12 protein-coding genes are annotated in these 14,648 nt (G+C 71.9%); 8 read left to right on the top strand and 4 right to left on the bottom strand.

Going from position 1 to position 14,648, the window contains the following annotated elements:
* Nucleotides 1–4: 4 nt before the first annotated feature.
* From ODJ79_RS14945 to ODJ79_RS14925, 5 genes are all read left to right on the top strand, one after another.
* Nucleotides 5–1,240: an FAD-binding protein gene (locus ODJ79_RS14945; protein WP_263024031.1), complete on the top strand. Its 1,236-nt coding sequence runs from the start codon at nucleotides 5–7 to the stop codon at nucleotides 1,238–1,240.
* A 105-nt stretch (nucleotides 1,241–1,345) separates the two neighbouring features.
* Complete coding sequence (locus tag ODJ79_RS14940; protein ID WP_263024030.1) at nucleotides 1,346–2,515, top strand: hypothetical protein; 1,170 nt, start codon at nucleotides 1,346–1,348, stop codon at nucleotides 2,513–2,515.
* 104 nt (nucleotides 2,516–2,619) lie between these two features.
* Nucleotides 2,620–4,692, top strand: coding sequence for an ATP-dependent zinc metalloprotease FtsH (gene ftsH, locus ODJ79_RS14935; protein WP_263024029.1), 2,073 nt, complete (start codon nucleotides 2,620–2,622; stop codon nucleotides 4,690–4,692).
* 175 nt (nucleotides 4,693–4,867) lie between these two features.
* Nucleotides 4,868–5,164, top strand: coding sequence for a hypothetical protein (locus tag ODJ79_RS14930; RefSeq protein ID WP_263024028.1), 297 nt, complete (start codon nucleotides 4,868–4,870; stop codon nucleotides 5,162–5,164).
* A 112-nt stretch (nucleotides 5,165–5,276) separates the two neighbouring features.
* On the top strand, nucleotides 5,277–6,131 hold the full coding sequence (locus ODJ79_RS14925; protein WP_263024027.1) for a glycoside hydrolase family 16 protein: 855 nt from the start codon (nucleotides 5,277–5,279) through the stop codon (nucleotides 6,129–6,131).
* On the opposite strand, the gene ODJ79_RS14920 is transcribed toward ODJ79_RS14925, so the two are convergent.
* The gene (locus ODJ79_RS14920) at nucleotides 6,113–6,478 is read right to left on the bottom strand and encodes a VOC family protein (RefSeq protein WP_263024026.1); all 366 of its coding nucleotides are present in this window, start codon (nucleotides 6,476–6,478) and stop codon (nucleotides 6,113–6,115) included. The genes ODJ79_RS14925 and ODJ79_RS14920 overlap by 19 nt on opposite strands.
* A 98-nt stretch (nucleotides 6,479–6,576) precedes the next feature.
* On the opposite strand from ODJ79_RS14920, the gene ODJ79_RS14915 reads away from it, so the two are divergent.
* Nucleotides 6,577–8,058 (top strand): GGDEF domain-containing protein, encoded by a 1,482-nt coding sequence (locus ODJ79_RS14915; protein ID WP_263024025.1) that lies wholly within the window; start codon nucleotides 6,577–6,579, stop codon nucleotides 8,056–8,058.
* Nucleotides 8,059–8,061: 3 nt separating this feature from the next.
* On the opposite strand, the gene ODJ79_RS14910 is transcribed toward ODJ79_RS14915, so the two are convergent.
* Both ODJ79_RS14910 and ODJ79_RS14905 read right to left on the bottom strand, forming a co-directional pair.
* The gene (locus ODJ79_RS14910) at nucleotides 8,062–8,826 is read right to left on the bottom strand and encodes an MBL fold metallo-hydrolase (RefSeq protein ID WP_263024024.1); all 765 of its coding nucleotides are present in this window, start codon (nucleotides 8,824–8,826) and stop codon (nucleotides 8,062–8,064) included.
* Entirely contained in the window at nucleotides 8,772–9,944 is a 1,173-nt protein-coding gene (locus ODJ79_RS14905; RefSeq protein WP_263024023.1) for a helix-turn-helix domain-containing protein, read from the bottom strand. The genes ODJ79_RS14910 and ODJ79_RS14905 overlap by 55 nt, the downstream gene beginning before the upstream one ends.
* 135 nt (nucleotides 9,945–10,079) lie before the next feature.
* Between ODJ79_RS14905 and ODJ79_RS14900 the strand changes: the two genes are divergently transcribed.
* Nucleotides 10,080–11,297: a YncE family protein gene (locus ODJ79_RS14900; RefSeq protein ID WP_263024022.1), complete on the top strand. Its 1,218-nt coding sequence runs from the start codon at nucleotides 10,080–10,082 to the stop codon at nucleotides 11,295–11,297.
* Nucleotides 11,298–11,373: 76 nt separating this feature from the next.
* Nucleotides 11,374–12,219, top strand: a complete 846-nt coding sequence (locus ODJ79_RS14895; protein WP_263024021.1) for an SDR family NAD(P)-dependent oxidoreductase — start codon at nucleotides 11,374–11,376, stop codon at nucleotides 12,217–12,219.
* A 61-nt stretch (nucleotides 12,220–12,280) separates the two neighbouring features.
* Here ODJ79_RS14895 and ODJ79_RS14890 read toward each other — a convergent pair whose 3' ends face one another.
* Nucleotides 12,281–14,473, bottom strand: coding sequence for an MMPL family transporter (locus ODJ79_RS14890; RefSeq protein WP_411267317.1), 2,193 nt, complete (start codon nucleotides 14,471–14,473; stop codon nucleotides 12,281–12,283).
* Between the last annotated feature and the right edge of the window lie 175 nt (nucleotides 14,474–14,648).

Here is a 14,648-nt window from a genome sequence, read left to right as displayed (position 1 = left end):
TGCGATGAGCGAGCGCGTCACGAACTGGGCCGGCAACGTCGTCTTCGGGGCTCGGCGACTGCACCGTCCGAGCTCGGTCGACCAGGTGCGCTCGCTCGTCGCGTCCGGTGGGCCGCTGCGCGTGCTGGGCAGCGGCCACTCCTTCAACCGGATGGCCGACACCACGGGCGATCTGGTGTCGCTGGCCGGGCTGCCGCGGGTCGTCGAGGTTTCCGCCGACCGCACCTCGGTGCGGATCGACGGCGGGATCCGGTACGGGGAGCTCGCGGTGGCGCTGGAGAAGGAGGGGCTGGCGCTGCACAACACGGCCTCGCTGCCGCACATCTCGGTGGCCGGGGCGGTGGCGACCGCCACGCACGGATCCGGCGTACGCCATGCGAATCTCGCTACCGCTGTTTCGGGGCTGGAGTTCATTTCCGGTACGGGCGATCTTGTCACGTTGAGTCGGGACAGCTCGGACCTGGCGGGCGCGGTGGTGGGGCTTGGTGCGCCGGGCGTCGTCACCGCGCTGACGCTGGACGTGGTGCCGTCCTTTGCGTTGCGGCAGTACGTCTACGACACCGTGCCACGTGCCTCGATATCCGAGCATCTGCCGGAGATGTTGGCTGATGGCTACAGCGTCAGCCTGTTCACCGACTGGACCGGGATGGACGCCAACATGGCCTGGCTCAAGCGGGCCGAGCCGATGTCCGGGCCGTGGTTCGGGGCAACGCCTGCCGACGGGCCGCGCCATCCGGTGCCGGGCAGGCCGGCGCAGAACAGCACCGACCAGTCCGGCGAGCCCGGGCCGTGGCACACCCGGCTCCCGCATTTCCGGATGGAGTTCACGCCGTCGTCCGGCGCCGAGCTGCAGTCGGAGTGGCACGTGGCCGCCGTGGACGGGCTCGCCGCGATCGACGCGGTGGCCTCGATCCGCGCCCGGGTGGCTCCGGTTCTGCAGGTCTGCGAGATCCGGGCGATCGCGGCCGACGAGCTGTGGCTGAGCCCGAACTACCAGCGGGACAGCGTCGCGCTGCACTTCACCTGGATCGCCGACACCGACGCGGTGCTGCCGGTCGTGGCTTCGGTCGAGGAGGTCTTGGAGCCGCTTCACCCGCGCCCGCACTGGGGCAAGGTCTTCACCATGGCGCCGCCGTCGGTGCGCGCTGCCTTCCCGCGCTTCGGGGATTTCCAAGATTTGGTACGCCGTTACGACCCGTCGGGCGTCTTCCGGAACCGGTGGCTCGACGAACTCCTCTGACCTGGGCGTCTTAAGTTCTCTTTAAGAGATGATCCGCCCATGGGAGCGCTCCCGTATCTCCGGCCGAACGCGAAATTCGGCCCCTCTCCGGAAGCGCAGGTTCCAATGTACTCCAGGTCCCGGTACACCAAACCCCGTGGCAACGCGCGCCGCTGGCAGATCGCTGCCGTCGCCGGGGTCGCGGTCGCCATCGCCGGCGTCGGCGTCGGCCTCGCCTCCGCCGACTCCGCGGTCCCCACGGTCAACTGCCCGGCCGTCAAGGTAAACGTAGCCGTCCCGGCGCAGGCGCAGGCCGAGGTGCAGAGCAACCTCCAACTGCTCAACACCCAGATCGCCGAGGCCAACAACCGGCTGAAGACCACGGTCGGCCAGGGCGGCCCCGCCTTTATCCAGAACGCGATCCTCGGCCCGCTGGCCGACAAGCGGTTCGCGACGATCAACCGGATCGAGACGGCGATCGGCCGCAACGCCGCCAAGCCGGACCTGAACGCCGAGGGTCTCAAGACCTGCACGCTCAACCAGGGCGGCGGCACGTCGGCGGCCCAGCCGACCGAGGTCGCCGCCGGCGCGGCCGCGGGCAACGCCGGATCCGGCTCGAACGCCGCCGCCGGCGTGCCGACGGTGAACTGCCCGAACGTCGCCGTCACCGTGGCGGTGCCGGCCGAGGCGCAGGCCGAGGTCGTCCGCAACCTGCAGCTGCTGAACACCCAGATCGCCGAGGCCAACAACCGGCTGAAGACCACGGTCGGCCAGGGCGGAAAAAACTTCATCCAGAACGCGATCCTCGGCCCGCTCGCGGACAAGCGGTTCGCGACGATCAACCGGATCGAGACGGCGATCGGCCGCCGCGCGCCGAAGCCCGACCTGAACGCCGAGGGTCTCAAGACCTGCACGCTGAACCAGGACGGCGCCGCCAGCGCCCAGAACGGCACCAGCGTCAACGTCCGCGCGGCCGGTACGAACGCGGCGGGCACCGGCCCGGCGCCGACCGTCAACTGCCCGGCCGTGACCGTCAACGTGGCGATCCCGGCCCAGGCGGCGGCCGAGGTGCAGAGCAACCTGAACCTGCTCAACACCCAGATCGCCGAGGCCAACAAGCGACTGGCCAGCACCGTCGGCCAGGGCGGGTCCGCCTTCATCCAGAACGCGATCCTCGGCCCGCTGGCGGACAAGCGGTTCGCGACGATCAACCGGATCGAGACGGCGATCGGCCGCAACGCCGCCAAGCCGAACCTGAACGCCGAGGGTCTGAAGACCTGCACGCTCAACCAGTAACTCGCTGAGACCGGGCTTCGGGCGCCCCAAGGTGGTGGGGCGCCCGAAGTTCCCTGCGTCACGAGCGCACTTTTCTGTCATACGAGAGCGGTACCTTTGCGCTCATGGCCGCCGATGCCCCCAATCCGCCAGGTCAGGACCGCCGCCCACACCCCTGGCGGGTCGAGGGCGCGCCACCCGGGCACAACCAGACGCCCGAGCCGCCCAAGCAGCGGCCCGCCTGGTTCCGTTTCGGATGGATGCTGCTGGTCCTGCTGGCGATCAACTGGGTCATCTCGTCGGTGCTGCTGGCCCCGCCGCAGCGCACGTCGGTCTCCTACACGTTCTTCCTCACCCAGGTGACGGCGGCCAACGTCTCCGAGATCACCTCGACCGGCGACACGATCGAGGGCCAGTTCACCAAGAAGGTGTCCTACACGCCCTCCGGCGAGACCAAGGCGGAGGAGGTCGAGCGGTTCACCACCCAGCGGCCGTCGTTCGCCGACGACAACCTCTTCGCCCAGCTGCAGGCCAACAACGTCCCGGTGAACGCGAACCCGCCGGACGCGCCCGCACCGGTCTGGCAGCAGCTGCTGGTCGGCTTCGGCCCGACGATCCTGCTGGTCGGCCTCTTCTACTGGATCAGCCGGCGGGCGGCGGCCGGCCTCGGCGGCGGGGGGCTGGGCGGCTTCGGCAAGTCCCGGGCCAAGCTCTACCAGCCGGAGACCGGGCCGCGCACGACGTTCGCCGACGTGGCCGGCATCGAGGAGGTCGAGCAGGAGGTCACCGAGATCGTCGACTTCCTGCGCGAGCCCGAGAAATACCGCCGGCTCGGCGCCCAGATCCCGCACGGCGTGCTGCTCTCCGGGCCGCCCGGCACCGGCAAGACGCTGCTGGCCCGCGCGGTGGCCGGCGAGGCGCAGGTGCCGTTCTTCTCGATCGCCGCGTCCGAGTTCATCGAGGCCATTGTCGGCGTCGGCGCCTCCCGCGTACGGGATCTGTTCGAGCAGGCGAAAAAGGTCGCGCCCTCGATCGTCTTCATCGACGAGCTGGACGCGATCGGCCGGTCCCGGGGCGGCGCGCAGTCGTTCGGCGGCAACGACGAGCGCGACCAGACGCTCAACCAGATCCTCACCGAGATGGACGGCTTCACCGGCAGCGAGGGCGTGGTCGTGATCGCCGCGACCAACCGCGCCGAGATCCTCGACACGGCGCTGCTGCGACCCGGCCGCTTCGACCGCCGGGTCACCGTGAGCCCGCCCGACCTGCGCGGCCGCCGCGCGATCCTGGCCGTGCACACCCGCGGCGTGCCGGTCGCGCCCGGCGTCGACCTCGACGCGCTCGCCTCGGCCACCCCCGGCATGGTCGGCGCCGACCTGAAGAACCTGGTGAACGAGGCGGCCCTGCTCGCCGCCCGGCGCGAGCACGACATGGTGCAGATGGCCGACTTCACCGACTCGCTCGAAAAGATCGTGCTGGGCACGGTCCGCGGCATCATGCTGACCCAGGAGGAGCGGGAGCGCACCGCGTTCCACGAGTCCGGGCACGCGCTGCTCGGCATGCTCACCCCCGGCGCCGACCCGGTCCGCAAGATCTCGATCATCCCGCGTGGCCAGGCCCTCGGCGTCACCTTCCAGAACCCGGCCACGGACCGGTACGGCTACTCGGCGAAATACCTGCGCGGCCGGATCATCGGCGCCCTCGGCGGCCGGGCCGCCGAGGAGGTCGTCTACGGCGACATGACCACCGGGGCGGAGAGCGACCTCGACCAGGTCAGCAACATCGCCCGGCAGATGGTCGGCCGGTGGGGCATGTCCGAGGCGATCGGCCCGGTCACCGTGCTGCCGCCGCCCGGGCAGGAGTCGCCGCTCGGCCTCGACGGCGTCGCCCCGGCGACCAAGGAGCTGATCGACGCCGAGGTCCGCAAGATCGTCGACGAGTGCTACGCCGAGGCGCTCGAGCTGCTGCGCGCGCACCGGGCCCAGCTCAACTCGCTGGCCGGCAAGCTGCTGCAGAGCGAGACGCTGGACGAGGACGACGCGTACGCCGCGGCCGGCATCGACCGCGACACCGCCCCCGGCGCGGTGGCCCGCGGCGAGGCACCCGGCACCCACCCGGCGCCGGGGATCCCCGCGGCGCCGGCGTTCCCCGAGTCGGCCGCGCCCGCCCCGAACGGCACCGGCCTGCCCACGCCGTAACCGTCCCGCGAAGGCCCGCCCGCGCCGAACGGTGGCCCGCGGCGAGGCGCCCGGCACCCACCCGGCGCCGGCATTCCCCGCGGCGCCGGCAGTCCCCGAGTCGGCCGCGCCCGCCCCGAGCGGACCGCAGTGAACCGCCCGCCCCGGACGGCACCGTGCTGACCGCGCGCTGGTCGTGCTGGACAACGCGGCCGACCCTGAGGAGGTGCGCCTGCTGCTGCCCGGCGCCGGCAAGCTGCTGCCCGGCGGCAAGCTGCTGCCCGGCGCCGGCGAGTCGGCCGTCCTGGTGGGCCTCGACGCGGCGCCGCCGGTGTCGCTCGCGGCGCTGGGCGACGGCGACGCGGCGCTCCTCTTCGCCGGGCGGCCGGGCTCGGCCACGCCGAGGATGCCGCGCTCGGCGAGGTGCTGCGCCGTAAACGTCCCGCGAAGGCGCCCCGCGTCCCGTTCCGTGTCGGCTCTGCGGACGGAATAGCCGGCCAGAGGGGTGAAAGGCCGGGCCGTTTCACCGTCGCGGTGCCGGCGCGCGGGCGGCACACTGCTGGACCGTGCTTGATCACGTACGGCGTCTTGGTGCTTTGGCTTTGGTGTTTGCTGCCGCCGCGTGCGGGACGGGCGGCGGCGGGCTGGAGTCCGACTTCGCCGCACGGGACGGCTCGGCGTCCGCGCCGGCCGCGTCGGACCTGCCCGACCTCGCGGCGGTGAGCCCCTCCGCCTCCGCTTCGAGCGGCGCCTCGCCCTCGCCCTCGGGCAAGCCCTCCACCAAGCCCTCCCGGTCGTCGTTCTGGGGTGACCCGACGGCGGTCGAGAACTTCGACGGGCCGCTTTCCGGCAAGTGGGGCAAGTACGACACCCCGGACGCCAGCCCGCCGCGCAGCGGTGACCAGGTGTCCGTCTCCGGCGGGCAGCTGCACCTGACCGGCGGCGTCAACGCCCGGCTGGGCAAGGACGTCGGGGCCGGCGTGATGTTGCTGCACGACCAGAAGTACGGCCGGTGGGAGGTGCGCTTCCGCGTTCAGTCCGGCGCCGGCTACGCCCCGGATGTGCTGCTGTGGCCGAAGAACAACAGCGACTGGCCGGCGGCCGGCGAGATCGACCTGGCCGAGATGAACAGCCCGCAGCGCTCCGGCTTCGGCAGCTTCCTCCACCACGGCAAGGACAACAACATCGTCGGGCACGACACGAAGGCCGACTTCACCAAGTTCCACACGATCGCCGTGGACTGGCTACCGACCCGGGTCACCTACTACCTGGACGGCAAGAAGATCTTCAACGTCACCCCGGGCGACATCAGGACCGGCCTCCCGACGGAGTCGGTCATGCACCTGGCGCTGCAACTCGACCAGGGGTGCAGCGAGTTCATCCCGTGCCGGAACGCGAGCACGCCGGCCAAGGTCGTGATGGACGTCGACTGGGTGAAGGTCTACGCGGCGCCGCTGTAGTACTGGCACAGGCAGAACTCGTGGTCCTCGGGATCGGCCATGACGACGACCACGCCCTCGTCGTAGTCGTGGCGTTCGCCGGTGAAGCGGCCGCCGAGCGCGATCGCCTGGGCCATGCCCTCGTCGATGTCGTCGACGATCACGTCCAGGTGGATGCGCACCTTGCCCGGGTGTGGCTCGGGTACCGGCTGGAAAATCAGGCGCGGCAGCAGGTCGCCACGCCGGCCGAGGTAGACCCACCCCGCGGGGGACGGGCCCGGCTCCCGGCCGAGCAGCGCGCTCCAGAACCGGGCCACCCGCTCCGGGTCGAGACAATCGATCGTGACGCCGCCCCACACGTTTCCCATGCGCCGATTCTGCCCTGGGCGGGACGGGCCGCCGCTCCGCAACCGCCGCGCACCCCGGCGGCACCTTCCCGGCAACTGGCCGACCCGACAGTGTGCGCATGTCACGTCAGGTACGGGTAACGCTGCTCGGCGCGGGTCTGGTGGTCACCCACTTCCTCGCGCTGCGGTTGCTGCCCGCCGGCTCGCAGGCCGCGACGAACGTCAGCGTCGGGATGCTCATCCTCGGCGCGCTGATCGCCGCGGCCAGTGCCGTCCGCACCGCCCGCCGGTGCGCGGGCCGGGCCCGTTACGGGTGGGCGGTCCTCGCCGTCGGCATGGTCGGCTGGGCGTTCGGCGAGTCGGTGTGGGCCTACTACGTGACGTTCCGGGAGGGGAACGCGCCGTTTCCCAACCTCGGCGACTTCGGCTTCCTGACGATGGTGCCGGCCGCCGTCGCCGGCCTGGTGGCGGTCCTGGGCGTACGCCGGGGTCTGCTGAAGGTGATGCTGGACGGGCTCGTGATCGCCGGCTCCCTGCTTTTCCTCAGCTGGGTGTTCGTCCTGGAGGACGTGTACCGGGACGGCAGTCTCACGGCCGGGGCGAAGGCGGTGTCGCTGGCGTATCCGCTCAGCGACGTGCTCCTCGCCTCGGTGGCGCTGATCCTGCTGCGGCGGGCGGCGGCCGGGCACCGGATGACCGCGGCGCTGATGCTCGCCGCCGCTGTCGCCCTGAGCGTCGGCGACCTCGGGTTCGCGTACCTCAACCAGCACGCCACCTACAACTGCGGCAACCCGATCGACACCGGCTGGGTCGCCGGGTTCATCCTCATCGCCCTGGCCGCGCACCGCGCCCCGGCGAGCCGGCGCGGCGACGCCGGGCAGAGCGTGCCGTTCCTGCCGTGGCTGCCCTATGTGCCGCTCGCCGCCGCGGTCCTCGCCGCCGTCGAGCTGCTGGCCCGGGGCGAGAAGATGACCGCGTTCCTGGCCGTCCTGCTCGGCACGGTGATCCTGCTGGTCCTGGTCCGCCAGATGGTGGCGCTGCGGGACAACACCGCGCTGAGCCGCGACCTGCGCCGCGTCGTGGCCCAGCTGCGCGCCCGCGAGCAGGAGCTGCACCACCTCGCCTACCACGACGCGCTGACCGGCCTGGCGAACCGCGCCCTGTTCGTGCGCAGCGCCGAGGAGGCCCTCGACGGCCCCTTCGCGCTGCTGTACCTGGACCTCGACGGCTTCAAGCCGGTCAACGACCAGCACGGCCACGCCGTCGGCGACGCCCTGCTCGTCGAGGTCGGCCGCGTGCTGCGCGCCGAGACCCGCGAGGGTGATCTGGTCGCGCGGCTCGGCGGCGACGAGTTCGCGGTTCTCATGCCCGGCGTCACGGACCGCGCGGAGGCCGAGGAAGTCGGCGCCCGCCTGGCCGTCGGCCTCGCCGAGCCGTTCACGATCTCCGGTCGTCGCGTCGTGATCGGCGCGAGCGTCGGCGTCGCCGTGCGGGCGCCGGACGACCTGGACCTGGACGCGGTGGTGCGCCGCGCCGACGCCCAGATGTACGCGGTCAAATCCACCCGCCCCGGCCGCCGGCCGGTCCTGGACCCGGCGTAACAGTCACTCGACGAGAACGACGGCACCCGCCCTGGCGACCTCGACCGGGCCCGGAAAGCCGGCGGCGGCGACCGCGGCCTCGGGCGGCGTTCCCGGCATCAGGTGGGTGAGCAGGAGACGGCCGGCACCGGCCGCCGCCGCGTCCCGGCCGGCCTGACGCGCGCTCGACAGGTAGGCCCGCGAGTCCTCGGGCACCTCGTCGACGTAGCTGGCCTCGGCGATCAGCAGGTCGGCGCCGCGGGCCAGCGTGACGATCTCCGGGCTGGGACCGGTGTCGCCGGTGTACGCCAGCGTGGCGCCGCCGGCCGTCAACCGGATGCCGGCGTTGGGCACCCAGTGCGGCAGCGGCCGGGTCTCCACCCGGAACGGGCCGACCGCGGGCTCGAACGGGCGCAGGTCGTAGTCGAGCATCCTGGGCCGGTCCAGGGCCAGCACCGCGTCGAGCGCGCCCGGCGGCGCGTACACCGGGAGCGGCGGCGCGGGGGAGTCGCGCAGCGAGCGGGAGCGCAGCAGCGGGTTGAGGTCGGCGCAGTGGTCGGGGTGGCCGTGGCTGATGATGACGGCGTCGACCGTCTCGGGGGAGGGTAGCCGCGGCATCGTGGCGTACCCGAGGTCGAGCACCAGGCGGAACCCGTCGTGCTCGACCAGGAAGCCGCTGCAGGCCGCGCCCGGCGACGGCCACGCCCCGCACGCGCCCAGCACGGTGAGCCGCATCAACCGGCCGCGGTCTCGGCGGGCCGGCGCGACCACGCGTGCAGCGCCCACCACCAGCGGATCGTCTCCAGCACCGGCAGGCCCTCGGCCGGGGTGCCGAAGCCGGTCAGGTCCTGCAGGCGGCGCAGCCGGTAGCGGACCGTGTTCGGATGCAGGTGCAGCGCGCCCGCGGTCAGGTCGAGCCGCTGCCCGTGGTCGAGGTAGGCGAGCGCGGTGGCGACCAGCCCGCGGTGGAAGTCGTCGGCCGGGTCGAGCGCGCCGAGCAGCCCGCTGCTGAGGAAGCCGGCCAGCATCGGCTGGGCGCCGAGCGCGGTCTCGCCGGCCAGGTCGACCACGTCGCAGATGCCGGTGGACTCCCGGGACCGGGCGGCGTGCAGCGCGGTGCGGCACAGGCGGTAGGCGTTGCGGGCCTGGTCGAGCGTGACCGGCGGGGTGGTCACCACCAGGACGGACGGGTCGAGCGCGCGCCCGGGCGGCACCCGCGGCGTCAGGCCGCTGAGCCGGCCGCCCACCGGGGCGAGCACGCCGCCGCATCGGGTGAAGGCGTCCTCCAGCGACCGTACGCGGGCGGGATCGGCCACGTCGGTGACGACACAGTGGTACGTGCCGCTCGCGTGCAACCCGAAGCGGGCCGGGTCTTCCTCGGGGGCGGCCGGGGCGCCGTCGTCGTCGAGCAGCAGCCGGCGCAGCACCCGGATCCGTGCGGTCCGGTCGTCCCGGTTCAGCTGGCGCTCGGCCTGCCGGTAGCCGTCGATCACGTGGCGTTCCAGCTCGGTGCCGTATCGGTCCAGCTGGAGCAGGGCCTGCAGGAGCTCGTCGTACGGGATGCCGGATTCGCGGCCGCGGTTGATGGCGATCTCCAGGAGGCGGCTGCGGCCGCCGTGCACCCCGGCCATCAACCCCGCCACGGGTACGCCGAGGGCCGCCCGCTCGGCCCCGAACCGGCGTGCCTCGCTGAAGTCGAGATCGGACCCGAACTCACCGTCGGCCGCGGCCCGTTCGAACGCCGCGAACCCGGCGGCCAGCAGCGCCGCGACATGCCGCCGGCTCTCCGCGAACGGCAGCCGGGCGACCTCGGGGAACTGGGCCCGGGCCGAGGCGACGACGTCGTCGACCAGCTGCTCGTCCTGGGACATGTCGTGCACCAGGGCGGCGACCGTCCCGGTCAGCACGGTCGGTCCGATTGTCGCCCGACCACAAGGTGACGCTGCGGCATTGGGTGCTGCCCTCTATCGATGTCGATCGCTGGCTTGTTCCCATGGTGTTACCGAAAGGTAACAGTATCGACCCTGGCAGGGGAACCCGTCATGAGCGTACACATCGGACTTTTTAAAGGCGCCCTGGCCGCGCTGCTGGTCGTCGCCGGCACACCCACCGCGGCGCCCGCTGTTCAGGAAGTCATGTTCGTCGGCAACAACTGGGACGGCACCGTCGACGTGATCCACTCGAGCGGCGACTTCGCCAAGATCGGGCGGATCAACGTGGTGCCCGACAAGACCCAGCGGCTCCTCGAGATCTACCTCAACCCGATCAAGCTGGCCTACTACCTCGGCATCCAGCAGGGCCCGGGGGAGGGGCACGACCAACTCGTCGACGACATGTACACCACGCCGGCCGGGGACGCGCTGGTCGTCTCCCGGCCCAGCTTCGCCGACGTGGTCTCGATCGACCTGGCCACCGGCGCCGAGAAGTGGCGGTTCGCGGTCTCCGGCTACCGGGCCGACCACATGGCGGTCTCGCCGGACGGCACCAAGGTCGCCGTCTCCGCCTCCACCTCGAACACCGTGCACGTGCTGGACATCGTCACCGGCAAGCAGCTGGGCTCGTTCGGGGCCGGCGACAAGCCGCACGAGAACATCTTCACCAGGGACGGCAGATATCTCTGGAACATGTCGATCGGCGAGGTGAACACCTCGCTGGACGACCCGTCGATGGACTGGACCAAGGGCGACCGGCACATCACGGTCGCCGACGCCAAGACGTACCAGGTGGTCAAGACGATCGACATGCGGCCGCGGCTGGACGCCTTCGGCCGGTCCGACCTGTCCGACGCGGTCCGGCCGGCGGTCTTCACCCCGGACGAGTCGAAGCTGTACTTCCAGGTGTCGTTCTTCGCCGGCGTCGTCGAGTACGACGTGGCCACCGACAAGATCACCAGGGTCAAGGAGCTCCCGCTCAACCCGGCCACCAACCCGGACCGGACCACCTGGGTGAACGACTCCCGGCACCACGGGCTGTCGATGAGCCCGGACGGCTCGAAGCTCTGCGTGGCCGGCACGATGGACGACTACGCGACCGTGCTCGACCGGGCGACGCTCGCCCCGGGACCGCTGGTCACCGCGAGCAAGCCGTACTGGGCCACGGTGAGCGGGGACGGCCAGGACTGCGTGATCTCCGAGTCGGGCGCCGACCAGGTGACCGCGATCAGCTTCGCCACCGGGCAGAAGGTGACCTCGGTGGCGGTCGGCGATCACCCGCAGCGGGTCCGGATCGGGCACGTCCCGACCGGCTGGACGGCACCCTGAGGCAACCGTAGGCACGGCCGGCCGGTCGCTTTCCGGCCGGCCGTTCCTGTCGTACCGCTCTGCCATCCTCTCTGCCATGACTGAGCAGCGGGTGGCGGTGGTGACCGGCGCGAGCCGGGGCGTGGGCAAGGGGATCGCGCTGGCGCTCGGCGCGGCCGGATACGTCGTGTACGTGACCGGCCGGTCGACCGGCGATCGGGTGACCTTTCCGGTGCTGGGCGGCACGGTGGAGGAGTCGGCCCGGGCGGTGACCGCGGCCGGTGGCACCGGCGTGGCCGTGGCCTGCGACCACACCGACGACCGGCAGACGGCCGCACTGTTCGAGCGCGTGCGGGACGAGCGGGGCGGGCTGGACCTCTTGGTCAACAACGTGTGGGGTGGCTATGCGTCCTACCACGAGGACCGCCCCGCGGATATGCAGGGCCCGTTCTGGGAGCAGCCACTACGGGTGTGGGACGACATGTTCACGTCGGGGGTGCGCGCACACTATGCGGCGACCGTCCTCGCCGTGCCGGTACTACGGGCCGGCGCGCTTGTCGTCACCGTGTCGTTCTTCCCCGGCAGCTACCTCAACGGGACCGACCAGGTCGCCTACAGCGTGGCCAAGGCGGCCGACGACCGGATGGTCGCGGTGACCGCCGCGCAGCTGACCGCCCGTGACGTCACCGCGGTCGCGTTGTATCCCGGGTTGGTGCGCACCGAGAGCGTGCTGCGGGCGGCGGAGTTCTTCGACCTGTCCAACTCGGAATCCCCCGAGTTCGTCGGCCGGGCGGTCGCGGCGCTTGCGGCCGACCCCGACGTGCGGCGTCATACCGGCCGCTGCGTGGTCGCGGCCGAGCTGGCCGAGGTGTACGGCTTCACCGACGTGGACGGCTCACGACCGTCGTCGATCCGGCCGCACTTCACCGATCCCGTCTCGTGAAGCCCTTGGCGGGCAGCAATGGGCCGCCCTCCCCCGTGGAAGGGCGGCTCATTGCTTTCGGTCAGGAAACTCCGACCAGTTCCGGCGTTTGCTCTTCCTCGGAGGAGACGGCGCGGGGCCGCAGGAACCGTGGCGCCCACCAGTTCGCCGGGCCGAGCAGCGTCATCAGCGACGGCAGCACGACCGCCCGGATGATCGTCGCGTCCAGCAGGATCGCCGCGGCCAGGCCGACGCCCAGCTGCTTCATGTCGATCGTGCTGAGCGTCGCGAAGATCGAGAAGACGGCGACCATCACGATCGCGGCGCTGGAGACCGTGCCGGCCGAGCCCGTGATGCCGTCGGCGACCGCCTCCCGGGTCGGCACCCCGCGGCCGACCGCCTCCCGGATCCGGCTGACCACGAAGACGTGGTAGTCCATCGACAGCCCGAACAGGACCACGAACAGGAACAGCGGCAGCCAGCTGACGATCGCGCCGGTCGAGGTGAAGCCGAGCAGGCCCTCGGCCCAGTGGTTCTGGAAGACCAGGACCAGCAGGCCGTACGCCGCGGCCGCGGACAGCAGGTTCAGCAGGATCGAGGTCAGCGCGATGACGACCGACCGGAACGTCCACGCCATCACCAGGAAGGTGAGGGCGAGCACGAAGGCGGCCACGATCGGCAGGGTCTGCCAGACGTGCTTGGCGTAGTCCTCGTTCTCGGCGACGCCGCCGGCCACCGCGTACTTCGCGCCGGTGATACCGCCGAGCGCCGCCGGGGCCAGCTTCTGCCGCAGCTCGTGCAGCGAGTCGGCGCCCTTGTCGCTGCGGGCCGAGAACGGCGTGGCGATGTCCAGCACCGCGACCGTCTTGTCGGCCGACACGTCGATCTTCGGGCCGGTGGTCTCCAGCGGCGCGAACAGCGGGTCGCCCTGGGTGCTGTGGGCCAGCTTGGTCAGCGCCGCCTTGACCGCGGTGGCCTGGCTCGCCGGGGCCTCGACCGCCACGACGTGGGTGGTGCCGTTGCTCGGGTACGCCGCGGCCAGCCGGTCGTACGCCTGCATCGCCGGCGTGGTGCGGGGCAGGTCCTCGGTCCCTGGGAACTTCAGCTTCATGCCGAGCGCCGGCGCGGCCAGCGCGAGCAGGGCCAGCACGCTCACCGCGAGGGTGATCGCCGGCTTCTTGAGCGCCGGGGAGAGGATCTTGCGCCACATCCGGCCCTCGCCGCCGTTGCGGTTCAGGCGCCAGATCAGCGGCACCCGCGGCCGGTCCACCCAGCGGCCGAGCTTGGCCAGCAGCGCGGGCAGCACGGTCAGCGAGCCGATCACGGCGACCGCGACGACCAGGATCGAGCCGGTCGCCAGGGAAGAGAACGTCGAGTCGCCGGCCAGGAACAGCCCGGCCATCGCGATGATCACGGCGGTGCCGGAGACCACCACCGCGTGCCCGGAGGTCTCCGCCGCGATCTCCACGGCGTCCACGTGCCCGCGGCCCTTCGCCCGTTCCTCGCGTTCCCGTCGCACGTAGAACAGCGAGTAGTCGACGCCGACGGCCATGCCGATCAGCAGGATCACACTGCCCGTGGCGTCGCCCATCGGCACCAGGTGCGAGGCAAGTGTGGACAGGCCCATCGCGGCGACCACCGAGGAGAGCGCCAGCAGCACCGGCACGCCGGCCGCGATCAGCGCGCCGAAGGCGAGGATCAGAATGGCGAGGGTGACCGGGAGGCTGAGGATCTCGGCCTTCTGGAAGTCCTTGCCGAGGGTGTCGTTGAGCGCCTTCTCGATGGACGGGCCGCCGACCTCCTCCACCCGCAGCGCCGGGTACTGCGCCTGCACCTCGGCGGTGGCCGCGCGCAGCGGCTCGACGCGGTCGGGGGCGGTGTCCGGGTCGCCGGTCATGGTGATCGGGACGAGCAGCGCCTGCCCGTTGCTGGACGGCACCGGGTCGCCGACCTTCGCGACGCCGGTGACCTCGCCGAGCTTGGCCTGCGCGGCCTTCGCGGCCTTGGTCGCGGCGGCGACGTCGAGCTTGCCGGACATCGGCGTGATCAGGACGTTGTCCACGGCGGGCTCGTCGGCGAACTTGCCGTGCTCGATCATCACGTACGCCTGACCGGACTCGCCGATCGCGTCGTCCTGCGCGGTCGCCTTGTGGGTGCCGGCCATGTTGCCGCCCACGAAGCACACTGCCACGAACACCACCCAGAGCGCGATCGCGCGCCACGGGTGCTCGGCGCTCCACCGCGCCATGCGAACCGTCATCGGCCGCTTCCCCATCTTGGGGCCCCCTTCTCAGCTTTTCTGTGTCCTAGCTGAAATTAGGCAGAGCGGCCGCTGGGAACATCCGGGCCAGACCCCGGTCGCCCCCCGGTCCGTTTTGCCCAATCGGGTGGCGGGCACTCGGGGCTTCCCCCTAGGACCTCCAGATCAGCTTCGCGCCGGGCCCCGGGCG

Origin of the sequence: Actinoplanes sp. KI2 (genome assembly GCF_025630775.1) — a bacterium.
Taxonomy (GTDB): domain Bacteria; phylum Actinomycetota; class Actinomycetes; order Mycobacteriales; family Micromonosporaceae; genus Actinoplanes.
The sequence above is the reverse complement of the archived record's forward strand: the minus strand, read 5'-3'. Positions and strand labels throughout refer to the sequence as shown.